The following is a 25594-nucleotide window of genomic DNA, read 5'->3' on the forward strand; positions in this document are numbered from 1 at the left end:
TACTGGTTATCTATTATTATAATTATCTGAATTTATTGAGATAGCTATTTAAAGTACGGAAAAACGTATTTTTTTAGAATATTTAGACTAAATACGTTTTATTGGGGTTGGGGGATGAGTAATAATAGTTATTTAACGCTCTATTCATGCTGCTAATATTCTTTACTGATTTTTAAAAAAAGCCTTAGAAAGTAAAAAATGCTACTTTCTAAGGCTTTAAGAACTTTTAAATTAATGGTAAGGGGGACTTTAAAATATAATTTGGTTTTTAACTTTTAATACTTTTAATGCCATATAGACAGAGAAAAGGCGCTTTGTATCATCTAAGCCAATATTTAAAATTTCGCTGATTTTAGATAAGCGGTACCTTAATCCACTAATAGACATGGAAAGAGCTTTCGCGGTTTTATTGATATTAATGCCATTCTCAATATAGGTATAAATCGTTTTTGTTAAATCGTAATCTTTGTCTATCTCCAATAATTTACCTAATTGTTGCATTACAAAGCGGTCGATTAGAACCTCGTCTTTAATTTGGAAAAGTACGCCTTCAATTTCCAGATCCTCATAGAAACAAATATGCTTTTCTGGGTTTTTTGCCTTTAACGCTGCCAATGTCTCGTTATATAAAATATTGATTTGGCTCAAATCTTCTATAACCGTACTTGCTCCTATATAAAATTCGTAACTTTTAAAACGACGTAAGCAGTATTTTAGTAACTGGTTTATAAATGTGTGGGGCACTGTATTTAACCTTTTAAATGTTGGATATTCAATTAAAATAATGAGTTTATCGGTCTTTTGTGAGACAAGGGCATTAATATTTCTTTCATTTAAAAATAGGATAATTTGTCTGATCAACTCTTCGTTTACTTCTATTTCATCACTAATATTAGAATGATTTAATGTTCTTTCTAATGTAAGCAACCAATACGATTCAGTAGGCGGAAAATTGAGGTAATGAGCAATTTTATAAATTTCATCTTGCTCTAATTTACCATCCAATACATCGCTTAAAAAACTTCGCTTTATATTCTGTTCCGTACCAATTTTAATATTTTCATTTAGTAAAATGACAGATGCTGTTAAAGCAGTTTTGTCGATAATCATGTATTCTAATTCCGTTGGTTTTTTCCCCGACTGATATATAAATGAACAATAACCTTTAATTTGCTCTTCAAAATAAATAGGGGTTCTAAGTATTCCTAGTTCAGGTGTAATAGTTATAAATTCAGTAGTATCAATATCAATTTTTTCCAACTCAAAATTGATCATGACATCTGCTGACTTTATAATCACTTCATTCGTCTCGTTTTCAATGAATATTGGTAAACCGGTTGATTCATTTAATAGATTGACGATTTTTTGGAGCCCTTGCTTTGATAAAAGTGCATGGGTTAATTTTCGTTGAACTTCATTTGCTTGTTTTAAATAATCACGCTCTATTTTCAGTTTTGCTGTTATTTCGTCTAGCTCTTGAATTATGCTAGTTGACTGGTAATAGCTGTATTCGTGTTCTTGATGACCCCATTCTTCGAGAGGCATGCAAATTACTTTACATTGCTCATACCCCATTGCACGACACTCCACCTCTTTTACAAGAATGGTCTTTTCTAATACCGTGGATAAATAGCCACTTGCATAACCACATAGTGTATGGCAAATTGGACGATCACTTAAGTTCCCATCTGCCAAAAACTCATCGGCCTCAAAAGAATTCTCCCAAATAACGTCTATTTTTTTTAAATAATTCTTCTCATCATAATGAATGTCAGATACGCTTACTCGATCAACATAGCCGTGCAACATATGAAATTTTGTACCGCCTAAAATCAATTCCAGCTCATCCTCGTAGTGGTATAACTTTGCTTTTCTAGCATCGCTAACACCACAATGCCAACCATATCGAACAAAAACGCCTTTCGAGCGATCTTCTCCTATAATTGACAGTAGTTCTTTTTTTAATGCTGTTCTTGCAGTAGTTGGAATTGTTATCATTCGATCATAAAATGCTGTTAAAGCCTCATCTTTAGGTAAATGAAATACGTCATTTAAATTTTTTTGCTTTAAATTCATAATGATCCCCCTGGCTTAATTAAGTTTTTTAAACGATTTACGCTAAAAAAATTCAGAATTAGCTATTTAATGTGTGAATATTCTTTCTTTTCACTATGCTATCATTTATTTGTGAAGTTCTAAACGTTGAGTTTTTTGGACCTAGGGGATTTATGTATTGAAAGTTTTAACCTGTAAAGTGTGGAAACTAATTTTCCAGAATTGTTCCCATTTCAAATTTTTGAATATTTAAAATAATATCATCTATTAAAAGACAGGTAAATGCTACTTTCAACTTAAATTTGAGAGCGTTTACAAATGATATGTCTTACTAGTTTTGACAAAAGGAGGATTAATGAATGTCAAATTTAAAAGTTGCTATTTTAGGCTCAGGTAATATCGGTACGGATTTAATGAAAAAAATAATGCGTTCATCCAACTTAGAATTAGTAGCAGTAATTGGTATTGATCCAGAATCAGATGGTTTACGCAAAGCGCGTGAAGCTGGATTTCAAACCTTTCACACAGGGTTAGATGGATTTTTGGATGCCGGTGTGAAAGTTGATGCTGTATTCGATGCGACAAGTGCCTATACACATATAAAGCATGCTGAACAATTACGGGTGCATAACATCCGTGCCATTGACTTAACTCCTGCAGCAATTGGTCCGCTAATTGTACCTACTGTTAACCTTCATGCTCATCCAAATGCAGACAATGTAAATATGGTGACATGTGGAGGGCAAGCGACAATACCGATTATTCATGCAGTTTCCAAATTATATAATGTCGAGTATGCCGAAATCGTGGCAACTATTGCAAGTAAAAGTGCGGGTCCTGCAACTCGTGCAAACATCGATGAATTTATAGCGACAACTTCGCGGGCAATCGAGCTTGTAGGTGGTGCTAAGAAAGGAAGAACCGTTCTGATTTTAAACCCTGCGGAACCGCCGATTATGATGAATGACACCATTCATTTATTAGTGGATCGACCTGTAGAGGAAGATACTCTTTATGAAGCGCTAGTTCAAGCGGAACAAGCCGTTCAGCAGTATGTGCCCGGCTACCGTCTTAAGTCTCGCCCATTTGTGGAGGGGAATCGAATTTCAGTATTTTTAGAAGTTGCGGGTGCTGCAGACTACCTACCTGCCTTTGCTGGAAACTTAGATATTATTACAGCGGCATCGATTAAAATTGCCGAGGAATGGGCGAAGTCAAAAGCATTATTATAACGGGAGGGATTACTGATGAAACGAGATGTCATACTAACAGAGGTCGCTTTACGAGATGGCAGTCATGCGATGCGTCACCAATTCACAGAAGCCCAGATGCGTGCTGCAGTTGCTGGTTTAGATGCAGCAAATATACCTTATATCGAAGTTGCACATGGTGATGGATTAGGTGGCTCAACGATTCAATATGGCCGCTCTTTAACAGATGAATTCAAATTAATTGAAGCGGCAGTAGAAACAGCAAAGCATGCAAAAATTGCGGTGTTATCATTACCTGGTATTGCAACGAAGCCGGATATTAAGCGAGCAGCCGATTTAGGTGTTTCGATGGTACGTGTAGCAACACATGTCACAGAGGCGGATGTATCTTTAAAACATCTTGCTTATGCGAAAGAGTTAGGCTTGGAAACAGTGGGGTTTTTAATGATGTCGCATATGGCAGAGTCAAGAGAAATTGTAGAACAGGCAAAAATTATGGTAAATGGCGGAGCAGATGTCATATATATTGTAGATTCTGCGGGTGCTTTATTACCAAATCAAGTAATGGATCGCGTACAGGCGTTAAAACAGGAAATTGCTGTCCCGATAGGATTCCACGCGCATAATAATTTATCTTTAGCTGTTGCAAATTCATTGGCAGCAATTGAAGCCGGTGCTGAACGTATTGATGGTAGCATTCGTTGCTTAGGTGCGGGTGCCGGTAATACGCAAACAGAAGTTTTTGTTAGCGTACTAGATAAAATGGCCATTCAAACTGGGGTGGACCTTTATAAAATAATGGATGTTGCAGAGGAAATCATTGCGCCTATTTTACCGCAACCACAAGAGATTACGAGAGGCAGTCTTGTACTTGGTTATGCTGGAGTGTATTCAAGTTTCTTATTACATGCCCAAAAAGCAGCTGAAAAGTTCGGTGTTGATTCACGGGATATTTTAATGGAAATCGGTAGACGGAAAGCTGTAGGTGGACAGGAAGATATGATTTTGGAAGTTGCAGCAGAGTTACAGAAAGCTTAATTAGAAGTTGGAAATTATATTCAAATATACAATCTTAAATTTAAATGAGGAGGTTATAAAAATGGATGATCGTTTATTTAGAGATGCAATGGGGAAGTTTGCGACAGGTGTTACAGTAATTCTAACAGAAACAGAGGGTGAGCCACATGGTATGACAGCTAATGCTTTCATGTCTGTCTCACTTACACCGAAATTAGTTGTTATTTCAATTAAGGAAAATGCACGTATGCTTGCTAAGATTCAAGATTCAAAGAAATTTTCTGTTAACATATTGGCAGAAAATCAAGAAGATATTTCAAAAATCTTTGCTGGGCAAATTAAAGACCAGCAAGTTTCGTTTGAACGTTTAGCAGATGTTCCTGTTATTCCAGGAGCATTAGCACAAGTTTCGTGCGAGGTATCAGCTGAGTATATTGAAGGTGATCATACATTATTTATCGGTAAGGTAAATGATATTACGATTACAGATGGCGATCCATTGCTATACTTTGCAGGTAAATATCGTAATTTAAGTACATTAGTAGAGGCTTAATCTATTAAAAAAAAACTTAGATTGTAGAAAGGTAGGTTGTTGGATGAAGACGCATTTTATCAATAGTCAAAATTTGCACTTGATTCAAAAACAGGCAACTTCTTGCGTAATGGCACTCGGTTATTTTGATGGGATCCACCTTGGACATCAGCAAGTGATAAAGACAGCTCGTGAAGAAGCGAATAAGCGCGGACTACCATTAGCAGTAATGAGTTTTCGTCCACATCCTATCAATGTTTTATCTAAGGGGCAAAGCATAGTACCGCACTTAACAACTCCTTGTGAAAAAGAAAAACGGCTTAAACAGCTTGGTGTTGATTTATTTTATCTGGTGGATTTTACATTGGCATTTGCTGCGCTCACATCTAGTCAATTTGTAGAAGATTATTTAATGAAACTTGATGTTGTCCATGCAGTAGCAGGATTTGATTTTTCCTACGGTGTGAAGGGTGTAGCTAAACTCTCGCAAATAGTGGCTGATTCCAATGGGGAAATCACGGTTACGAAAGTAGAATGCATTGATTATGATGGTGAAAAAATCAGCTCAAGTGCGATTCGTCAACGTTTACTTGCGGCCGCTGTTCATGAAATCCCACACTTCTTAGGAGTTCACTTTAATTCCAAGGTGCATTGGGACGGTAATAAATTTCAGCAAATTGAAAAGACAATGTTGCCATCTGCAGGTATTTATAAAGTAATTTTAGAACTGCCGAATAAACAATTAAGAACATATATTTCAATTGATGCAGCAGGTCAAATCCAACGAATGGAACGGCAAAGACGTCTGCCAAAGGGGATTTTTTCTATTCACTGGTTGCAGCAAGTTGAAAAAGCGGTTCCATCAAAAGCAATTTAAATGAAAGGAGTAGTGAATATGACAGAGGGATTGATGTCAAAAGCTATAGAATTATTAGATAGGGCTTATGAAAAGCATACATCCGTTTCAGAACCTCTTTCTATATTAAACCCTATGATGACAATTGATGAGGCTTATGCCATTCAGATTCAAAGAGTTGAAGCAGCTACAAGCAAGGGTGAAGTGATTTCAGGGAAAAAAATTGGCTTAACATCTTTAGCAATGCAAAATTTACTAGGAGTGGACCAGCCAGACTATGGGCACCTTTTTCACTCAATGGAAGTTCCGAATGAAGGTATCGTTTCACTTAGTAAACTGTTTCAACCAAAAATTGAGGGTGAAATTGCCTTTGTACTAAAAAAAGATTTAGTAGGACCAAATGTTACAGTTGAGGATGTTTTAGATGCGACAGATTATGTAATAGCGGCCATTGAAATTGTAGATAGCCGAATTAAAGATTGGAAAATAAGTCTTGTAGATACAGTAGCGGATAATGCATCATGCGGATTATATGTACTAGGGTCAAAGAAAGTTAATGTGAACGATATTGATTTAAAAGCAATTCATATGGAACTTATAAAAAACGATGAATTAATTAATGAAGGAAAAGGGACGGATGTATTAGGGAATCCAGCATTCTGTGTTGCTTGGTTAGCGAATAAATTACATGAATACAACGTTACATTAAAATCTGGGGAAGTCATTTTATCTGGGGCTTTATCTGCTGCTGTTGTAGCAGAGCCTGGTGACAAATTTACAGCATCATTTAATACGCTTGGTGAAGTGAAAGTCCAATTTATCAAGTGATAGTAATGATGTGAAATATTTAAAGGACATTCTAGAGTATAGTTCTGCTAGCGTTGGGAAAATTTAATTGAAGCAATTCATTGCAATTTAATAGCTTGCTTAGTATACTAATACTTGCCGTGCTAGATGGGGAGGTAGCGGTGCCCTGTAACTTGCAATCCGCTCTAGCAAGATTGAATTCCTTTTCTGAGGCTGTCCGTATTGTTTGGTCTGCCTTTTGCACGTAGTGTTGACGGTTGGGTCCTGCGCAATAAGTACCCATGAACCATGTCAGGTCCGGAAGGAAGCAGCATTAAGTGGTATCACTTATGTGCCGCGGGGTAGCCTAACCCGAGCTGGCGACAAGAGTAACGCTTATGTGCGGCAGTCGAAGAAAGGTGCACGGTATTAAATTACCATTTCAAACGCATCCATCATTTATTGGTGGGTGCGTTTTTTATATGAAAAAGAGAGTTTATCTCATTCGGCGAGCTTTTAAAGAGCCCGCCGAATGAAGATAAATACCTGGCGGATGTCACAGATTTTTTAAGGGAATAGAAGTCAGTCTAATAACGTCGCATCATGCGACAACGGCTGACTGACCCACATCCTGTGGGTCTGAAAAATCTGGACTTAATTACGCCGAGGCATAATTTATTCATCTTATTTCAAAAGAGTTTATATTTACTTTATGCTATACTGAATGTATGTATTTTTAAATGGAAGGGAGAGGGGAAAGGTTGACATATCAAGCGTTTTATCGTGTTTATAGACCCCAGTCATTTAGAGAAATGTCAGGTCAGACACATGTAAAGAGGACCCTTCAAAATGCTCTCCTCGCAAGTAAGACAACACATGCCTATTTATTTTCCGGTCCTCGAGGAACAGGGAAAACGAGTACAGCTAAAATTTTCGCGAAAGCATTGAATTGTGAAAATGCCCCGGCAAGTGAGCCATGCAATGAATGCCCTACATGTCTAAGTATTACTGAAGGTTCACATACAGATGTAATCGAATTTGATGCTGCTTCCAATTCAAGAGTGGAAGAAATGCGTGATATTATCGAAAAAGTCCGTTTTGCCCCGGCAAATGCGCGTTTCAAAGTGTACATTATAGATGAGGTGCATATGCTTTCTACGAGTGCATTTAATGCATTATTAAAAACACTTGAGGAACCACCTGAACATGCAGTATTTATTTTAGCGACAACTGAGCCTCACAAGCTACCAGCAACAATTATTTCCCGTTGTCAGCGATTTGATTTTAAACGACTTTCTTCTATAGATATAGTAGAGCGTATGAAGGTTGTATTGGAAGATATCGGTATGGGTTATGATGAGCAGGCGCTTAAGGCAATTGCTCAAGTTGCAGCAGGAGGTATGCGTGATGCATTAAGTTTACTCGATCAGGTTGTTTCATTTAGTAATGAGCATGTCCAATTGGACGATGTACTTCTTGTAACAGGTTCTGTAAGCCAGGATGCATTTTACGATATTGCGATTTCACTACAGCAAAAGGATGTTGCCCAAGTATTAGGCAGTGTCGAAAATTTAATTGCGGATGGGAAAGAACCATTACGCCTTGCAGAAGACTTTATTACATTTTTCCGGGATCTGCTTCTATTAAAGACGGATGGTACGTTAGAGGAATTATTGGAGTTTATTTCACCGGATGAAAAGTTTCTGTCATTAGCGGAACAGTTTGAAGCTAATACACTTTACGGCTTTATTGATATTTTAGCGAAGACCCAGCAGGAAATGCGCTTTTCGCATCATACGAAAATATATTTAGAAACTGCCCTTTTAAAAATGGCACAATATAAAGCTTCACCACAAGGGGCCGCTGCAGTCGATCCGGCTATTGAAGGTAAGGTAGCGTCACTTGAAAGCAGGTTAGGGCAACTGTCTCAACAGCTTGAAAGTGGTGGAGGGGGAGCACCTGTTCAACAAAAAGAACAGGCCCGACAGCGAGTACGTCCGCAGGGGAATCAGTACAATGCCCCGACTGGCCGTATTCAGGAAGTACTAAAAACTGCAACAAAGCCAGACCTGCAAAAAGTGAAATCTGCATGGGCAGGCGGTTTAGCAAGCTTACAAAAATCACATGCAGCTTTATTGGCGGATGCAGAGCCTGTAGCCGCAAATGCAAGTGCTTTTGTGATAAAATTCAAGTATGATATACATTGTCAAATGGTAGCTGACAACAATGCACTTGTTTCGTTGTTTACACAGCAGATTGCTTCGGAAGTAGGGATTCAATATGAACTTTTATGTATCCCGGAGCCGGCTTGGATTCGTCTGCGTGAAAACTTTATAAATGAAAATGGCTTAAATCAAAAGAAATCGCCATCGGATGATATGAATGCGGTGGAAGATTTAATAGAGGAGCCCCATTTCCTTGAAGATGTTCAAGTAATGGAAGCGCAAGATCCGCTTATTACAGAAGCTGAAAAACGTTTTGGAAAAGACTTTGTTGAAGTTATCGAAGAGTAAATACACATTTTAAGGAGGAAATAAGATGCGTGGTATGGGTAATATGCAAGGTATGATGAAAAAGATGCAAAAGATGCAAAAAGAAATGATGGAAGCACAAGAAGCTTTAAATGCACAGTTATTCGAAGGTGCAGCAGGTGGCGGTATGGTGAAGGTAGTAATGAACGGCCAACGTCAAATGCTTGAAGTGAATTTAGATGAGTCTGTAGTAGATCCGGAAGATATCGAAATGCTGCAAGATTTAATCGTTATTGCAACAAACGAAGCATTGAAAAAAGTTGAAGAAACAACAAATTCTACAATGGGCAAATTTACACAAGGAATGAACCTTCCTTTCTAATTTGAATCAAGTAGAACGTAGCGCACATCTCAAGCATTGGGATGTGCCTTTTTAAAGGAGGGGGAACAGGATGCATTATCCAGAGCCGATATCTCGATTAATAGACAGCTTTATGAAACTGCCGGGCATTGGTCCGAAAACAGCAGCTCGACTGGCATTTCACGTACTAACAATGAAGGAAGATACTGTATCGACATTTGCGAAAGCGCTTGTCGATGCAAAACGTAATTTAATGTATTGCTCACAATGTGGTCATATAACAGATATCGACCCTTGCCATATTTGTTCGGATAAACAACGTGATGTTTCAACAATTTGTGTTGTGCAGGATCCGAAAGATGTAATAGCTATGGAGAAGATGCGTGACTATCAAGGTCTCTATCATGTGTTACACGGTGCAATTTCACCTATGGACGGTGTAGGACCTGAAGATATTAATGTAGCTTCGCTATTGGGGCGCTTACATGACGAGCGTGTACAAGAGTTAATTTTAGCGACGAACCCGACAATAGAAGGGGAAGCAACGGCAATGTATATTTCCCGCCTTGTTAAACCATCAGGAATTCGCACTACACGTATCGCACACGGATTACCTGTTGGCGGAGATTTAGAATATGCGGATGAAGTAACCTTATCAAAAGCGCTGGAAGGTAGACGCGAGTTGTAATCTAGGAGGAAGCCCCATGTTATTTTCTCGGAAAGGGAAACTCAAAAAAGAATTTGATGACAAACTAGTTTCTTCTATTAAAGAGACTAAAGAAGCTTTACAAAGTGCGAAGGTAATTGAAGAGTTGACCGCCGATTATAACTTAAATGTAATTGCCGAACGAAAAAGAGCCGAGAGCATACATTACTACTTATATAAAGAAGCACGTGTACGTCATGTGCTAATTAAATAATTTTTTAGAAATAAGAAGCGAAGCAGTTGCATATGTTACCACTAAATAAAAAAGGATGGTGCTATGCAATACATAGTTTTAGCTATGGTCTGTTTTGTTGTCTTGTTTCTTTTTTTATTAAACAAGAACGCAAGAGGAAAAGTGTGGGAGTACTTTGCCTGGTTTTGGTTTAAAATTGCAGTAGTTATCGTTGTCTTATTTTTAGGGAACTTAATGATTGGAGCTGCAGGGTTTCTTTTTTATGTACCGATCAATTTCTTTTCAGTCCTTACAATAGCCATTCTAGGCATTCCCGGTATGATGTGTGTAACTTTATTAATATTATTTAAATAAAAATAATAAAAACTATTGCTAAGTGAATAATATCGTGATATATTATTATAAGTCGCAACGACGACAACGAATATCGAAAAAACATTTTAAAATAAATGTTGACATAACATTTGTAGAATGGTAAGATATAAAAGTTGTCACTTAAACGACGCAATGAACCTTGAAAACTGAACAAGCAACGTTAATGAAACAAGCTTCTTAAATGAAGCAAACAATAGATTTCAACTTCTAACGAAGTTGGATCGCTAGCAAAGCAAATGAGCTTTCAAACTACTTTTATGGAGAGTTTGATCCTGGCTCAGGACGAACGCTGGCGGCGTGCCTAATACATGCAAGTCGAGCGGAAATTTTATTGGTGCTTGCACCTTTAAAATTTTAGCGGCGGACGGGTGAGTAACACGTGGGTAACCTACCTTATAGATTGGGATAACTCCGGGAAACCGGGGCTAATACCGAATAATACTTTTTAACACATGTTTGAAAGTTGAAAGACGGTTTCGGCTGTCACTATAAGATGGACCCGCGGCGCATTAGCTAGTTGGTGAGGTAACGGCTCACCAAGGCAACGATGCGTAGCCGACCTGAGAGGGTGATCGGCCACACTGGGACTGAGACACGGCCCAGACTCCTACGGGAGGCAGCAGTAGGGAATCTTCCACAATGGACGAAAGTCTGATGGAGCAACGCCGCGTGAGTGAAGAAGGATTTCGGTTCGTAAAACTCTGTTGCAAGGGAAGAACAAGTAGCGTAGTAACTGGCGCTACCTTGACGGTACCTTGTTAGAAAGCCACGGCTAACTACGTGCCAGCAGCCGCGGTAATACGTAGGTGGCAAGCGTTGTCCGGAATTATTGGGCGTAAAGCGCGCGCAGGTGGTTCCTTAAGTCTGATGTGAAAGCCCCCGGCTCAACCGGGGAGGGTCATTGGAAACTGGGGAACTTGAGTGCAGAAGAGGATAGTGGAATTCCAAGTGTAGCGGTGAAATGCGTAGAGATTTGGAGGAACACCAGTGGCGAAGGCGACTGTCTGGTCTGTAACTGACACTGAGGCGCGAAAGCGTGGGGAGCAAACAGGATTAGATACCCTGGTAGTCCACGCCGTAAACGATGAGTGCTAAGTGTTGGGGGGTTTCCGCCCCTCAGTGCTGCAGCTAACGCATTAAGCACTCCGCCTGGGGAGTACGGTCGCAAGACTGAAACTCAAAGGAATTGACGGGGGCCCGCACAAGCGGTGGAGCATGTGGTTTAATTCGAAGCAACGCGAAGAACCTTACCAGGTCTTGACATCCCGGTGACCACTATGGAGACATAGTTTCCCCTTCGGGGGCAACGGTGACAGGTGGTGCATGGTTGTCGTCAGCTCGTGTCGTGAGATGTTGGGTTAAGTCCCGCAACGAGCGCAACCCTTATTCTTAGTTGCCATCATTCAGTTGGGCACTCTAAGGAGACTGCCGGTGATAAACCGGAGGAAGGTGGGGATGACGTCAAATCATCATGCCCCTTATGACCTGGGCTACACACGTGCTACAATGGACGGTACAAACGGTTGCCAACCCGCGAGGGGGAGCTAATCCGATAAAACCGTTCTCAGTTCGGATTGTAGGCTGCAACTCGCCTACATGAAGCCGGAATCGCTAGTAATCGCGGATCAGCATGCCGCGGTGAATACGTTCCCGGGCCTTGTACACACCGCCCGTCACACCACGAGAGTTTGTAACACCCGAAGTCGGTGAGGTAACCTTTTGGAGCCAGCCGCCGAAGGTGGGATAGATGATTGGGGTGAAGTCGTAACAAGGTAGCCGTATCGGAAGGTGCGGCTGGATCACCTCCTTTCTAAGGATTATTTCGGAATCATTCCCTCGGGGAATGAAACATTAACGTTTGCTGTTCAGTTTTGAAGGTTCATTCTTAAATGAATGAAATACTTCAAACCTTGCTCCTGACGCTTGCGCTTACGTCGCAAAGCTGCATGAAGCAAAATCAGTGAAGCTTCTCACGATGTGATTGAAGTCAGCTGCTTCGTTCTTTGAAAACTGGATAAAACGACATTGAAAGCAATAAATCAAATTTCTATTTTATAGATTTTTAAACAAGTCAAGCAATTGACGTGTAAACTTAAATCTTAGATCTCTGATCTAAGTGTTAACTTTTGGTTAAGTTAATAAGGGCGCACGGTGGATGCCTTGGCACTAGGAGTCGATGAAGGACGGCACTAACACCGATATGCCTCGGGGAGCTGTAAGTAAGCTTTGATCCGGGGATTTCCGAATGGGGGAACCCACTATCTTTAATCGGATAGTATCTTCACGTGAATTCATAGCGTGTTGAAGACAGACGCAGGGAACTGAAACATCTAAGTACCTGCAGGAACAGAAAGAAAATTCGATTCCCTGAGTAGCGGCGAGCGAAACGGGAAGAGCCCAAACCAAAGAGCTTGCTCTTTGGGGTTGTAGGACACTCTATACGGAGTTACAAAAGAATGAATTAGACGAAGCGACTTGGAAAGGTCCGCGAAACAAGGTAAAAGCCCTGTAGTCAAAAGTTCATTCCCTCCAGAGTGGATCCTGAGTACGGCGGAACACGTGAAATTCCGTCGGAATCCGGGAGGACCATCTCCCAAGGCTAAATACTACCTAGTGACCGATAGTGAACCAGTACCGTGAGGGAAAGGTGAAAAGCACCCCGGAAGGGGAGTGAAATAGATCCTGAAACCGTGTGCCTACAAGTAGTTAGAGCCCGTTAATGGGTGATAGCGTGCCTTTTGTAGAATGAACCGGCGAGTTACGATTACGTGCGAGGTTAAGTTGAGAAGACGGAGCCGCAGCGAAAGCGAGTCTGAATAGGGCGAATTAGTACGTGGTCGTAGACCCGAAACCAGGTGATCTACCCATGTCCAGGGTGAAGGTGAGGTAACACTCACTGGAGGCCCGAACCCACGCACGTTGAAAAGTGCGGGGATGAGGTGTGGGTAGCGGAGAAATTCCAATCGAACCTGGAGATAGCTGGTTCTCTCCGAAATAGCTTTAGGGCTAGCCTCGTGATTGAGAATACCGGAGGTAGAGCACTGTTTGGACTAGGGGGGCATCTCGCTTTACCGAATTCAGACAAACTCCGAATGCCGGATATTTATACACGGGAGTCAGACTGCGAGTGATAAGATCCGTAGTCAAGAGGGAAACAGCCCAGACCACCAGCTAAGGTCCCCAAGTAATCGTTAAGTGGAAAAGGATGTGGCGTTGCTTAGACAACCAGGATGTTGGCTTAGAAGCAGCCATCATTTAAAGAGTGCGTAATAGCTCACTGGTCGAGTGACGCTGCGCCGAAAATGTATCGGGGCTAAACGATTCACCGAAGCTGTGGATGCATACTTTGAGTATGCGTGGTAGGAGAGCGTTCTAACAGCGTTGAAGTCAGACCGGAAGGACTGGTGGAGCGGTTAGAAGTGAGAATGCCGGTATGAGTAGCGAAACATGGGTGAGAATCCCATGCACCGTATGACTAAGGTTTCCTGAGGAAGGCTCGTCCGCTCAGGGTTAGTCGGGACCTAAGCCGAGGCCGATAGGCGTAGGCGATGGACAACAGGTTGATATTCCTGTACCACCTCCTCACCGTTTGAGAAATGGGGGGACGCAGTAGGATAGGGTAAGCACGCCGTTGGTTGCGCGTGTTCAAGCAGTAAGGCGTGTATGTAGGCAAATCCGCATACTTTAACGTTGAGCTGTGATGACGAGCTCGTATGAGCGAAGTTCCTGATTTCACACTGCCAAGAAAAGCCTCTATCGAGGTGAGAGGTGCCCGTACCGCAAACCGACACAGGTAGTCGAGGAGAGAATCCTAAGGTGTGCGAGAGAACTCTCGTTAAGGAACTCGGCAAAATGACCCCGTAACTTCGGGAGAAGGGGTGCTTCTTTGGGTGCATAGCCTAGAGAAGCCGCAGTGAATAGGCCCAGGCGACTGTTTAGCAAAAACACAGGTCTCTGCAAAACCGTAAGGTGACGTATAGGGGCTGACGCCTGCCCGGTGCTGGAAGGTTAAGAGGAGCGGTTAGCGCAAGCGAAGCTGTGAATTGAAGCCCCAGTAAACGGCGGCCGTAACTATAACGGTCCTAAGGTAGCGAAATTCCTTGTCGGGTAAGTTCCGACCCGCACGAAAGGCGTAACGATCTGGGCACTGTCTCAACGAGAGACTCGGTGAAATTATAGTACCTGTGAAGATGCAGGTTACCCGCGACAGGACGGAAAGACCCCGTGGAGCTTTACTGTAGCCTGATATTGAATTTTGGTACAACTTGTACAGGATAGGTAGGAGCCAGAGATCTCGGAGCGCCAGCTTCGAAGGAGGCGTCGGTGGGATACTACCCTGGTTGTATTGAACTTCTAACCCATGCCCCTTAGCGGGGTAGGAGACAGTGTCAGGCGGACAGTTTGACTGGGGCGGTCGCCTCCTAAAGAGTAACGGAGGCGCCCAAAGGTTCCCTCAGAATGGTTGGAAATCATTCGTAGAGTGTAAAGGCATAAGGGAGCTTGACTGCGAGACCTACAAGTCGAGCAGGGTCGAAAGACGGGCTTAGTGATCCGGTGGTTCCGCATGGAAGGGCCATCGCTCAACGGATAAAAGCTACCCCGGGGATAACAGGCTTATCTCCCCCAAGAGTCCACATCGACGGGGAGGTTTGGCACCTCGATGTCGGCTCATCGCATCCTGGGGCTGTAGTCGGTCCCAAGGGTTGGGCTGTTCGCCCATTAAAGCGGTACGCGAGCTGGGTTCAGAACGTCGTGAGACAGTTCGGTCCCTATCCGTCGTGGGCGTAGGAAATTTGAGAGGAGCTGTCCTTAGTACGAGAGGACCGGGATGGACATACCGCTGGTGTACCAGTTGTCTTGCCAAAGGCATCGCTGGGTAGCTATGTATGGACGGGATAAGTGCTGAAAGCATCTAAGCATGAAGCCCCCCTCAAGATGAGATTTCCCATTACGCAAGTAAGTAAGACCCCTGAAAGACGATCAGGTAGATAGGTTCGAGGTGGAAGTGCGGCGACGCATGTAGCTGACGAATACTAATCGGTCGAGGACTTAACCACATTTTATTGCACAAATTCAATGAAACGTTTATCCAGTTTTGAAAGAATGATCTTTCTAAGGGTTTCAAGATACAAGCTAGTCGAGGAAACGACTGAGTGATTGAAGGAGCGTACTTAAGTACGTGACTGAAAGAACGAAGGAAGTTGACGAAGGATAGCGCCGTGTATTGGAAGCCGAAAATAGTGAAGTGATGATGGCAAAGAGGTCACACCCGTTCCCATACCGAACACGGAAGTTAAGCTCTTTAGCGCCGATGGTAGTTGGGGGCTTCCCCCTGTGAGAGTAGGACGTCGCTTCGCACAACGCAAACCCGCTGAGTAATCAGTGGGTTTTTTGTCGTTTAAATTAAATAGGAATTTGACTTGTTCATTTTAATATTTAACATCGAGAATCGTGTGGGATATGAATTCCTTTTATAATCCGAGGTTCCGTTTATAAACTTTTCCCCACCTAGTTCTCTATATAAATTAGTCCGTGATTTCCCTGAGAGAGAAAATAAAATTATCAGCATTCATTTTTTCTCAAATTTCGCTGAAATAAGAAACCTTAGAGAATACGGGGAATAGTAATGGAAATAATTTTTCTTTGTAATTTATTAATTACACACATAGATTATATTTTTAATATAAAACTTATATAAATGTCATTTTCAAAGTAAAAACGCTCCCTTATGGAAGGAAGCGTTTAGATTATTCATTTTGGTAACTTATAGATTGTTCATGGTATTCAAGTAGTGCCTGGGTTAATTGTTTTGGAAACTTTTCTTCGATATAAGCTGCGATATACAGCTTCTTATCTACTTCCATTTGCGCAGAACGGAAAAGTTTCTGGAAAAGGGTTATTTTTCTTTGTTGCGAATACTGCTGTACTGCTTCATTTTGCAAACGGTTGAGCACAATTTGTTCGATTGCCTTTTCTCTAATTCGAATAGCAATATCCTCTTTATTGGAAGCCATTATTTCCTCGACTTTCTTTTTCAATTCGGTATTTTCCTGTTCAAGTTTTTTTGTAGCCACTTGGATCTCCGTCAATTCTTGTGAATGTTCCGGAGGGAGGGCTTTGATCTCCTGTTTAAAGAAATCATAGTTCAAACTTAGCTGCATTTGCTGGCTCTCTTCATCTTGTTCCATTTTAAACAAACCTGTTTTCATAATTTGCTCAAGTGCTTGGCTCATGGCATTGAGTCTGTACTCAATATTATCGGGCATTCCTACTTCTGTTGAGGAAGGAGTTCTTTTTTTGATAATGTGGCCATCTTTATTAATACGTAATAGCTGCTTTAACCCTTTTACACGGTATTCGTCCTTTAACAGTAAAATCATACGCAGTTTTATAACGGCCTTAAAGTCTAAACGAATAACAGATGCTGTAGTAGGATTTGACGCTTCATCATCAAAAAGATATTCTTCAAACGGTTTAATATAGTAACGTATCTGTGCATCAGTGACATTAAACCAGCTGGCTACTTCAGGTGTGGAATAGTATTTTTTCTCAATGAGGTTGGACAAATAAGTTTCCGATAAAAAGAATTGTTCAGTCGGTGTTTCTTTAATAACTAAATAAAGCGGGTCATCTGCAAAAATTTCTTTAATACGTTTCTCTATCGAAATCGTTTGTTCCATCTTTTTTTCTCTCCTGTTCTACGGGGAATTTTTCTATTCTTTGCAGCAACTAAATTTACTTCTCTACTTTTTTCTATTCTTAACAGTGCCGTTTTATACCTAATTTTAAAAAAAGAGAGAGGAAAAGATGCACTTTAAGTGGCTATTACATAAAAAGGTGATACTTGATGAGGCTATAAAGCAAATAACAAAGCTATCTCAAGAGACACCAGATTATGAGTTGAATAAAAATTATTTATTATCACGTATACAAGATTCATTGGCAGTTTTATATTCTATAAAAAAAGAATATAGTAAGACGTTGTTCTATTATAATAAAATTGATGTAACTATTTTAGATAGCTATTTTATGTTTGAACCCAAGACCTTTAAATTGAAAGTTATATTTAATAAAGTAAAAATGAAATATGATATGGGTTTTTATAATGATGCAATTAAGATCAAGCAAGCAATAGAAGGTATCGCTGAATCGATTTAAAATGAAATATGACGTATGTATGGAATTTTTATTATTATCTCGGACAATGTTAAGAGTAGCTTGGATATTCAGAAGAAGAGATTAAATATTAATAGAAGCGTGCAGTAATCTTTTTGGAAATATTAGTACGAGAAGTCCTTTTAACGATATTGAGGGATTTGAAAGGGCATTGGCTTGTATGAAGGTAAATTAAATAAAATATTAAGAGGTATTTCTAAACATTTTAGAAATACCTCTTTTACTTTCACTTCTTAAAAACGTTGGGATTAGTGAGGCGAATTGATTGAACTTCCCCACAGCTTATACAAAAAGTATAAACCTTTTCAGATCCAACAAACGAAACTTTACTTTTTCTCAGTAATATATAGTCTGTCGCTTCATCAAATTCAGAACTTCCACAATGTCTACATTTTCTTTCTTCATTAAATGTCATATTAATTTCCTCCTTATTTACGTAAGTATAAATTATATACGTACCTTCTGTAAAAAAAGTTCCAATATTAGGGTGTTAATATATTTTTTACTACTTAATTTAAAGTTAGGAACATAGGAAACATTTTATGTACGGTGGCTAGTCGACGGTTCTCTTTAGAGGTATAGTTTTAGTATTTATACTATATAACAGCAGTAGCACCACGAATCTTTATATATATAAAATAAAAGGAGAATACTGAAGAAAGTGATTTGCTCTACTTTTCATTACTGTACGGAGAAGTACATTATTATACTAAGACTGGCTTATTTGACGTTAGCAAAGCAAAACTTGTATATTAAATATATAAAATCAAAAAAAGTTATAAAAAACTATTGCTAAGTGAATAATATCATGATATATTATTATAAGTCGCAACGACGACAACGAATATCGAAAAAACATTTTAAAATAAATGTTGACATAACATTCGTAGAATGGTAAGATATAAAAGTTGTCACTTAAGCGACGCAATGAACCTTGAAAACTGAACAAGCAACGTTAATGAAACAAGCTTCTTAAATGAAGCAAACAATAGATTTCAACTTCTAACGAAGTTGGATCGCTAGCAAAGCAAATGAGCTTTCAAACTACTTTTATGGAGAGTTTGATCCTGGCTCAGGACGAACGCTGGCGGCGTGCCTAATACATGCAAGTCGAGCGGAAATTTTATTGGTGCTTGCACCTTTAAAATTTTAGCGGCGGACGGGTGAGTAACACGTGGGTAACCTACCTTATAGATTGGGATAACTCCGGGAAACCGGGGCTAATACCGAATAATACTTTTTAACACATGTTTGAAAGTTGAAAGACGGTTTCGGCTGTCACTATAAGATGGACCCGCGGCGCATTAGCTAGTTGGTGAGGTAACGGCTCACCAAGGCAACGATGCGTAGCCGACCTGAGAGGGTGATCGGCCACACTGGGACTGAGACACGGCCCAGACTCCTACGGGAGGCAGCAGTAGGGAATCTTCCACAATGGACGAAAGTCTGATGGAGCAACGCCGCGTGAGTGAAGAAGGATTTCGGTTCGTAAAACTCTGTTGCAAGGGAAGAACAAGTAGCGTAGTAACTGGCGCTACCTTGACGGTACCTTGTTAGAAAGCCACGGCTAACTACGTGCCAGCAGCCGCGGTAATACGTAGGTGGCAAGCGTTGTCCGGAATTATTGGGCGTAAAGCGCGCGCAGGTGGTTCCTTAAGTCTGATGTGAAAGCCCCCGGCTCAACCGGGGAGGGTCATTGGAAACTGGGGAACTTGAGTGCAGAAGAGGATAGTGGAATTCCAAGTGTAGCGGTGAAATGCGTAGAGATTTGGAGGAACACCAGTGGCGAAGGCGACTGTCTGGTCTGTAACTGACACTGAGGCGCGAAAGCGTGGGGAGCAAACAGGATTAGATACCCTGGTAGTCCACGCCGTAAACGATGAGTGCTAAGTGTTGGGGGGTTTCCGCCCCTCAGTGCTGCAGCTAACGCATTAAGCACTCCGCCTGGGGAGTACGGTCGCAAGACTGAAACTCAAAGGAATTGACGGGGGCCCGCACAAGCGGTGGAGCATGTGGTTTAATTCGAAGCAACGCGAAGAACCTTACCAGGTCTTGACATCCCGGTGACCACTATGGAGACATAGTTTCCCCTTCGGGGGCAACGGTGACAGGTGGTGCATGGTTGTCGTCAGCTCGTGTCGTGAGATGTTGGGTTAAGTCCCGCAACGAGCGCAACCCTTATTCTTAGTTGCCATCATTCAGTTGGGCACTCTAAGGAGACTGCCGGTGATAAACCGGAGGAAGGTGGGGATGACGTCAAATCATCATGCCCCTTATGACCTGGGCTACACACGTGCTACAATGGACGGTACAAACGGTTGCCAACCCGCGAGGGGGAGCTAATCCGATAAAACCGTTCTCAGTTCGGATTGTAGGCTGCAACTCGCCTACATGAAGCCGGAATCGCTAGTAATCGCGGATCAGCATGCCGCGGTGAATACGTTCCCGGGCCTTGTACACACCGCCCGTCACACCACGAGAGTTTGTAACACCCGAAGTCGGTGAGGTAACCTTTATGGAGCCAGCCGCCGAAGGTGGGATAGATGATTGGGGTGAAGTCGTAACAAGGTAGCCGTATCGGAAGGTGCGGCTGGATCACCTCCTTTCTAAGGATTTTTCGGAATCATTCCTTCGGGGAATGAAACATTAACGTTTGCTGTTCAGTTTTGAAGGTTCATTCTTAAATGAATGAAATACTTCAAAACACTTCGTTCTTTGAAAACTGGATAAAACGACATTGAAAGCAATAAATCAAATTTCTATTTTATAGATTTTTAAACAAGTCAAGCAATTGACGTGTAAACTTAAATCTTAGATCTCTGATCTAAGTGTTAACTTTTGGTTAAGTTAATAAGGGCGCACGGTGGATGCCTTGGCACTAGGAGTCGATGAAGGACGGCACTAACACCGATATGCCTCGGGGAGCTGTAAGTAAGCTTTGATCCGGGGATTTCCGAATGGGGGAACCCACTATCTTTAATCGGATAGTATCTTCACGTGAATTCATAGCGTGTTGAAGACAGACGCAGGGAACTGAAACATCTAAGTACCTGCAGGAACAGAAAGAAAATTCGATTCCCTGAGTAGCGGCGAGCGAAACGGGAAGAGCCCAAACCAAAGAGCTTGCTCTTTGGGGTTGTAGGACACTCTATACGGAGTTACAAAAGAATGAATTAGACGAAGCGACTTGGAAAGGTCCGCGAAACAAGGTAAAAGCCCTGTAGTCAAAAGTTTATTCCCTCCAGAGTGGATCCTGAGTACGGCGGAACACGTGAAATTCCGTCGGAATCCGGGAGGACCATCTCCCAAGGCTAAATACTACCTAGTGACCGATAGTGAACCAGTACCGTGAGGGAAAGGTGAAAAGCACCCCGGAAGGGGAGTGAAATAGATCCTGAAACCGTGTGCCTACAAGTAGTTAGAGCCCGTTAATGGGTGATAGCGTGCCTTTTGTAGAATGAACCGGCGAGTTACGATTACGTGCGAGGTTAAGTTGAGAAGACGGAGCCGCAGCGAAAGCGAGTCTGAATAGGGCGAATTAGTACGTGGTCGTAGACCCGAAACCAGGTGATCTACCCATGTCCAGGGTGAAGGTGAGGTAACACTCACTGGAGGCCCGAACCCACGCACGTTGAAAAGTGCGGGGATGAGGTGTGGGTAGCGGAGAAATTCCAATCGAACCTGGAGATAGCTGGTTCTCTCCGAAATAGCTTTAGGGCTAGCCTCGTGATTGAGAATACCGGAGGTAGAGCACTGTTTGGACTAGGGGGGCATCTCGCTTTACCGAATTCAGACAAACTCCGAATGCCGGATATTTATACACGGGAGTCAGACTGCGAGTGATAAGATCCGTAGTCAAGAGGGAAACAGCCCAGACCACCAGCTAAGGTCCCCAAGTAATCGTTAAGTGGAAAAGGATGTGGCGTTGCTTAGACAACCAGGATGTTGGCTTAGAAGCAGCCATCATTTAAAGAGTGCGTAATAGCTCACTGGTCGAGTGACGCTGCGCCGAAAATGTATCGGGGCTAAACGATTCACCGAAGCTGTGGATGCATACTTTGAGTATGCGTGGTAGGAGAGCGTTCTAACAGCGTTGAAGTCAGACCGGAAGGACTGGTGGAGCGGTTAGAAGTGAGAATGCCGGTATGAGTAGCGAAACATGGGTGAGAATCCCATGCACCGTATGACTAAGGTTTCCTGAGGAAGGCTCGTCCGCTCAGGGTTAGTCGGGACCTAAGCCGAGGCCGATAGGCGTAGGCGATGGACAACAGGTTGATATTCCTGTACCACCTCCTCACCGTTTGAGAAATGGGGGGACGCAGTAGGATAGGGTAAGCACGCCGTTGGTTGCGCGTGTTCAAGCAGTAAGGCGTGTATGTAGGCAAATCCGCATACTATAACGTTGAGCTGTGATGACGAGCTCGTATGAGCGAAGTTCCTGATTTCACACTGCCAAGAAAAGCCTCTATCGAGGTGAGAGGTGCCCGTACCGCAAACCGACACAGGTAGTCGAGGAGAGAATCCTAAGGTGTGCGAGAGAACTCTCGTTAAGGAACTCGGCAAAATGACCCCGTAACTTCGGGAGAAGGGGTGCTTCTTTGGGTGCATAGCCTAGAGAAGCCGCAGTGAATAGGCCCAGGCGACTGTTTAGCAAAAACACAGGTCTCTGCAAAACCGTAAGGTGACGTATAGGGGCTGACGCCTGCCCGGTGCTGGAAGGTTAAGAGGAGCGGTTAGCGCAAGCGAAGCTGTGAATTGAAGCCCCAGTAAACGGCGGCCGTAACTATAACGGTCCTAAGGTAGCGAAATTCCTTGTCGGGTAAGTTCCGACCCGCACGAAAGGCGTAACGATCTGGGCACTGTCTCAACGAGAGACTCGGTGAAATTATAGTACCTGTGAAGATGCAGGTTACCCGCGACAGGACGGAAAGACCCCGTGGAGCTTTACTGTAGCCTGATATTGAATTTTGGTACAACTTGTACAGGATAGGTAGGAGCCAGAGATCTCGGAGCGCCAGCTTCGAAGGAGGCGTCGGTGGGATACTACCCTGGTTGTATTGAACTTCTAACCCATGCCCCTTAGCGGGGTAGGAGACAGTGTCAGGCGGACAGTTTGACTGGGGCGGTCGCCTCCTAAAGAGTAACGGAGGCGCCCAAAGGTTCCCTCAGAATGGTTGGAAATCATTCGTAGAGTGTAAAGGCATAAGGGAGCTTGACTGCGAGACCTACAAGTCGAGCAGGGTCGAAAGACGGGCTTAGTGATCCGGTGGTTCCGCATGGAAGGGCCATCGCTCAACGGATAAAAGCTACCCCGGGGATAACAGGCTTATCTCCCCCAAGAGTCCACATCGACGGGGAGGTTTGGCACCTCGATGTCGGCTCATCGCATCCTGGGGCTGTAGTCGGTCCCAAGGGTTGGGCTGTTCGCCCATTAAAGCGGTACGCGAGCTGGGTTCAGAACGTCGTGAGACAGTTCGGTCCCTATCCGTCGTGGGCGTAGGAAATTTGAGAGGAGCTGTCCTTAGTACGAGAGGACCGGGATGGACATACCGCTGGTGTACCAGTTGTCTTGCCAAAGGCATCGCTGGGTAGCTATGTATGGACGGGATAAGTGCTGAAAGCATCTAAGCATGAAGCCCCCCTCAAGATGAGATTTCCCATTACGCAAGTAAGTAAGACCCCTGAAAGACGATCAGGTAGATAGGTTCGAGGTGGAAGTGCGGTGACGCATGCAGCTGACGAATACTAATCGGTCGAGGACTTAACCACATTTTATTGCTCAATTCAATGAAACGTTTATCCAGTTTTGAAAGAATGATCTTTCTAAGGGTTTCAAGACACAAGCTAGTCGAGGAAACGACTGAGTGATTGAAGGAGCGTACTTAAGTACGTGACTGAAAGAACGAGGGAAGTTGACGAAGGATAGCGCCGTGAATTGGAAGCCGAAAATAGTGAAGTGATGATGGCAAAGAGGTCACACCCGTTCCCATACCGAACACGGAAGTTAAGCTCTTTAGCGCCGATGGTAGTTGGGGGCTTCCCCCTGTGAGAGTAGGACGTCGCTTCGCACAACGCAAACCCGCTGAGGAATCAGTGGGTTTTTTGTTTACTTAAAATCTGTATGCGCTGTAACCATGAGTATGCAAATTCAAGCAAGTACAAAGACCGAGAGCAAAGAAACTTTTGATAATTGAACATAGACATATGAAGTGCCAAAGTCTAAATGCAGTGACGAATGTAGATATTGTTATAGAAAAGATAGTAGTTTGTTTAAAAATTTATTAAGTAACCAATATATGTTTTATGACTAGCTAATGATCAATGTTAGCTAGTTTTTCATTTCTAACGCCAATGGTGGTTTGAGAGGTCGAGACGTCTTATAATAGAGGAACAATGGAAAATGAGGTGAATATGGTGAATAGTAATCGACCAATTGTTCAAGCATTAAAAAAGTTTGTTGCGGATGAGCCGCAATCTTTTCATGTGCCTGGACATAAAAATGGGTTGCTGTCGAATTTGCCTGATGAAATAAAACAGGCATTAAAATATGATGTAACTGAACTGACAGGTTTAGATGACTTCCATCATCCAGAAGAAGCCATTCAACAGGCAGAGCAACTCCTCGCAACTACATATGGGGCAAATCGGAGTTTCTTTTTAGTAAATGGTTCCACAGTTGGGAACTTAGCAATGATCTATGCAACTTGTGAAAAAGGAGATACTGTACTTGTTCAAAGAAATGCACACAAATCTATTTTTCATGCATTGGAACTTGTTGGGGTGAAACCTGTATATGTTTCACCAAAGTGGGATATAAAAAGTCAGACTGCGGGTTGTATTGATTTGGATACATTAGAGCAAGCGATAGCAACTTATCCGCATGCCAAGGCCGCTATCTTTACGTATCCGACTTATTATGGGGTGACAGCAGTTGATTTTGCAGAGCAAATTGAATTATGCCATGAGTATCATATTCCTGTTCTAGTTGATGAGGCACATGGGGCCCATTTAACCGTATCGGAGGATCTCCCCGCTTCGGCCCTTGAGCTAGGTGCAGACATTGTCGTCCAGTCAGCCCATAAAACATTACCCGCTATGACAATGGCTTCCTTTTTACATATGAAATCATCATTAGTAAGCGAACAGAAAGTAAACCGTTATTTACGTATGTTACAATCGAGTAGTCCATCGTATTTACTTTTAGCTTCCCTTGATGATGCAAGAAGTTATGTAGCCAACTATACGCCAGCTGACTATGCGTATCTTATGGAGAAGCGTCTGCAATTTATTGAATCATTGACAACTTTAACGAATTTAAAGGTTATTGAAGTGAGTGATTCATTAAAACTATTAGTACGTGCCCCTGGTTACACAGGTTTTCAATTAAAAGAGGCATTGGAAAAAATGCATGTGTATGTTGAGTTGGCAGATGCAAAACAAGTGCTTTTAATTTTACCGTTATTGAAGCAAGGAGATTGTTATTCGATTACGAATTTATGTAACCGTATGAAAGAGGCAAATACTCATTTAAAACTCTGCGAAAGCAATGAATATATAGATGATACAGAAAGCTTTGAGACGATAGCAATTACGCAACCGGAATATAGCTTTGAGGAAATAGAGCAGGCAGAAAAAGAGTGGACTCCATACAAGCTGACTATCGGGCGAATTGCAGCTAATACAATTATTCCGTATCCACCGGGAATTCCATTACTGGTCCAAGGTGAGAAAATTACGGAAGCACAAATTGGTCAGTTGGAAGAGCTGCTCGCTATCGGTGCACTGTTCCAGGGAGATCACCGATTACAGGAAAAACTAATACAAGTCATAATATAGATGCAGGGAGAATATAAAA

At 42.2% G+C, this 25594-nt stretch carries 15 protein-coding genes, 6 rRNA genes and 1 other RNA gene; 19 read left to right on the top strand and 3 right to left on the bottom strand.

Annotated features, from left to right (window positions below):
- Positions 1-249: 249 nt before the first annotated feature.
- Positions 250-2076 carry a helix-turn-helix domain-containing protein gene (locus MHB58_RS00205; RefSeq protein ID WP_014822318.1) on the bottom strand — a complete coding sequence of 609 codons (1827 nt, stop codon included), beginning with the start codon at positions 2074-2076 and terminating at the stop codon, positions 250-252.
- A 338-nt stretch (positions 2077-2414) separates the two neighbouring features.
- Between MHB58_RS00205 and MHB58_RS00210 the strand changes: the two genes are divergently transcribed.
- From MHB58_RS00210 to rrf (MHB58_RS00275), 14 genes are all read left to right on the top strand, one after another.
- Entirely contained in the window at positions 2415-3287 is an 873-nt protein-coding gene (locus MHB58_RS00210) for an acetaldehyde dehydrogenase (acetylating) (RefSeq protein ID WP_014822317.1), read from the top strand.
- Positions 3288-3302: 15 nt separating this feature from the next.
- Positions 3303-4304, top strand: a complete 1002-nt coding sequence (gene dmpG, locus MHB58_RS00215) for a 4-hydroxy-2-oxovalerate aldolase (protein WP_340734488.1) — start codon at positions 3303-3305, stop codon at positions 4302-4304.
- A gap of 61 nt (positions 4305-4365) precedes the next feature.
- Entirely contained in the window at positions 4366-4836 is a 471-nt protein-coding gene (locus MHB58_RS00220) for a flavin reductase family protein (RefSeq protein ID WP_008408636.1), read from the top strand.
- Between the two features lie 43 nt (positions 4837-4879).
- The gene (locus MHB58_RS00225) at positions 4880-5692 is read left to right on the top strand and encodes an FAD synthetase family protein (RefSeq protein ID WP_340734489.1); all 813 of its coding nucleotides are present in this window, start codon (positions 4880-4882) and stop codon (positions 5690-5692) included.
- A gap of 18 nt (positions 5693-5710) precedes the next feature.
- The gene (locus tag MHB58_RS00230; RefSeq protein ID WP_008408638.1) at positions 5711-6499 is read left to right on the top strand and encodes a 2-keto-4-pentenoate hydratase; all 789 of its coding nucleotides are present in this window, start codon (positions 5711-5713) and stop codon (positions 6497-6499) included.
- A 117-nt stretch (positions 6500-6616) separates the two neighbouring features.
- Positions 6617-6884, top strand: an RNA gene (gene ffs / locus MHB58_RS00235) — signal recognition particle sRNA large type.
- A gap of 334 nt (positions 6885-7218) precedes the next feature.
- Positions 7219-8970 (top strand): DNA polymerase III subunit gamma/tau, encoded by a 1752-nt coding sequence (gene dnaX, locus MHB58_RS00240; protein WP_340734490.1) that lies wholly within the window; start codon positions 7219-7221, stop codon positions 8968-8970.
- A 25-nt stretch (positions 8971-8995) separates the two neighbouring features.
- Positions 8996-9310, top strand: a complete 315-nt coding sequence (locus MHB58_RS00245; protein WP_008408640.1) for a YbaB/EbfC family nucleoid-associated protein — start codon at positions 8996-8998, stop codon at positions 9308-9310.
- Positions 9311-9380: 70 nt separating this feature from the next.
- Positions 9381-9977 carry a recombination mediator RecR gene (gene recR / locus MHB58_RS00250; protein ID WP_008408641.1) on the top strand — a complete coding sequence of 199 codons (597 nt, stop codon included), beginning with the start codon at positions 9381-9383 and terminating at the stop codon, positions 9975-9977.
- Positions 9978-9993: 16 nt separating this feature from the next.
- A complete protein-coding gene (locus MHB58_RS00255; RefSeq protein ID WP_008408642.1) occupies positions 9994-10209 on the top strand; it encodes a YaaL family protein in 216 nt (71 codons plus the stop codon).
- 84 nt (positions 10210-10293) lie between these two features.
- Positions 10294-10542 (top strand): pro-sigmaK processing inhibitor BofA family protein, encoded by a 249-nt coding sequence (locus tag MHB58_RS00260; RefSeq protein WP_231918680.1) that lies wholly within the window; start codon positions 10294-10296, stop codon positions 10540-10542.
- A gap of 275 nt (positions 10543-10817) precedes the next feature.
- Positions 10818-12373 (top strand): 16S ribosomal RNA (locus MHB58_RS00265).
- A gap of 318 nt (positions 12374-12691) precedes the next feature.
- Positions 12692-15620, top strand: a 23S ribosomal RNA gene (locus tag MHB58_RS00270).
- Between the two features lie 184 nt (positions 15621-15804).
- Positions 15805-15920: ribosomal RNA gene (gene rrf, locus MHB58_RS00275) — 5S ribosomal RNA — on the top strand.
- Together the 16S, 23S and 5S rRNA genes form the textbook arrangement of a ribosomal RNA operon.
- A 390-nt stretch (positions 15921-16310) precedes the next feature.
- On the opposite strand, the gene MHB58_RS00280 is transcribed toward rrf (MHB58_RS00275), so the two are convergent.
- Positions 16311-17243 (bottom strand): DNA primase, encoded by a 933-nt coding sequence (locus MHB58_RS00280; RefSeq protein WP_340734491.1) that lies wholly within the window; start codon positions 17241-17243, stop codon positions 16311-16313.
- Between the two features lie 127 nt (positions 17244-17370).
- Between MHB58_RS00280 and MHB58_RS00285 the strand changes: the two genes are divergently transcribed.
- The gene (locus MHB58_RS00285) at positions 17371-17721 is read left to right on the top strand and encodes a hypothetical protein (protein WP_340734492.1); all 351 of its coding nucleotides are present in this window, start codon (positions 17371-17373) and stop codon (positions 17719-17721) included.
- 244 nt (positions 17722-17965) lie between these two features.
- Here the strand turns inward: MHB58_RS00285 and MHB58_RS00290 are convergent, their stop codons facing one another.
- On the bottom strand, positions 17966-18154 hold the full coding sequence (locus MHB58_RS00290; RefSeq protein WP_008409044.1) for a hypothetical protein: 189 nt from the start codon (positions 18152-18154) through the stop codon (positions 17966-17968).
- Positions 18155-18788: 634 nt separating this feature from the next.
- Between MHB58_RS00290 and MHB58_RS00295 the strand changes: the two genes are divergently transcribed.
- From MHB58_RS00295 to MHB58_RS00310, 4 genes are all read left to right on the top strand, one after another.
- Positions 18789-20345: ribosomal RNA gene (locus MHB58_RS00295) — 16S ribosomal RNA — on the top strand.
- Positions 20346-20579: 234 nt separating this feature from the next.
- A 23S ribosomal RNA gene (locus MHB58_RS00300) occupies positions 20580-23508 on the top strand.
- A gap of 183 nt (positions 23509-23691) precedes the next feature.
- Positions 23692-23807 (top strand): 5S ribosomal RNA (rrf, locus tag MHB58_RS00305).
- A gap of 343 nt (positions 23808-24150) precedes the next feature.
- Positions 24151-25575 carry an aminotransferase class I/II-fold pyridoxal phosphate-dependent enzyme gene (locus tag MHB58_RS00310; protein ID WP_081483466.1) on the top strand — a complete coding sequence of 475 codons (1425 nt, stop codon included), beginning with the start codon at positions 24151-24153 and terminating at the stop codon, positions 25573-25575.
- The last annotated feature ends 19 nt before the right edge of the window (positions 25576-25594 follow it).

The sequence above is a fragment of the Solibacillus sp. FSL K6-1554 genome (assembly GCF_038005185.1).
In the GTDB taxonomy this organism is placed as follows: Bacteria; Bacillota; Bacilli; order Bacillales_A; family Planococcaceae; genus Solibacillus; species Solibacillus silvestris.

Excerpts from the sequence above, each read along its gene's own strand:
- MHB58_RS00205 (WP_014822318.1), bottom strand. The coding sequence starts at position 2,076 with ATGAATTTAAAGCAAAAAAATTTAAATGACGTATTTCATTTACCTAAA.
- MHB58_RS00310 (WP_081483466.1), top strand. The coding sequence starts at position 24,151 with ATGGTGAATAGTAATCGACCAATTGTTCAAGCATTAAAAAAGTTTGTT.
- MHB58_RS00280 (WP_340734491.1), bottom strand. The coding sequence starts at position 17,243 with ATGGAACAAACGATTTCGATAGAGAAACGTATTAAAGAAATTTTTGCA.
- MHB58_RS00225 (WP_340734489.1), top strand. The coding sequence starts at position 4,880 with ATGAAGACGCATTTTATCAATAGTCAAAATTTGCACTTGATTCAAAAA.
- MHB58_RS00285 (WP_340734492.1), top strand. The coding sequence starts at position 17,371 with ATGCACTTTAAGTGGCTATTACATAAAAAGGTGATACTTGATGAGGCT.
- MHB58_RS00245 (WP_008408640.1), top strand. The coding sequence starts at position 8,996 with ATGCGTGGTATGGGTAATATGCAAGGTATGATGAAAAAGATGCAAAAG.
- MHB58_RS00220 (WP_008408636.1), top strand. The coding sequence starts at position 4,366 with ATGGATGATCGTTTATTTAGAGATGCAATGGGGAAGTTTGCGACAGGT.
- recR (WP_008408641.1), top strand. The coding sequence starts at position 9,381 with ATGCATTATCCAGAGCCGATATCTCGATTAATAGACAGCTTTATGAAA.
- MHB58_RS00210 (WP_014822317.1), top strand. The coding sequence starts at position 2,415 with ATGTCAAATTTAAAAGTTGCTATTTTAGGCTCAGGTAATATCGGTACG.
- MHB58_RS00255 (WP_008408642.1), top strand. The coding sequence starts at position 9,994 with ATGTTATTTTCTCGGAAAGGGAAACTCAAAAAAGAATTTGATGACAAA.
- MHB58_RS00230 (WP_008408638.1), top strand. The coding sequence starts at position 5,711 with ATGACAGAGGGATTGATGTCAAAAGCTATAGAATTATTAGATAGGGCT.
- MHB58_RS00290 (WP_008409044.1), bottom strand. The coding sequence starts at position 18,154 with ATGACATTTAATGAAGAAAGAAAATGTAGACATTGTGGAAGTTCTGAA.
- MHB58_RS00260 (WP_231918680.1), top strand. The coding sequence starts at position 10,294 with ATGGTCTGTTTTGTTGTCTTGTTTCTTTTTTTATTAAACAAGAACGCA.
- dmpG (WP_340734488.1), top strand. The coding sequence starts at position 3,303 with ATGAAACGAGATGTCATACTAACAGAGGTCGCTTTACGAGATGGCAGT.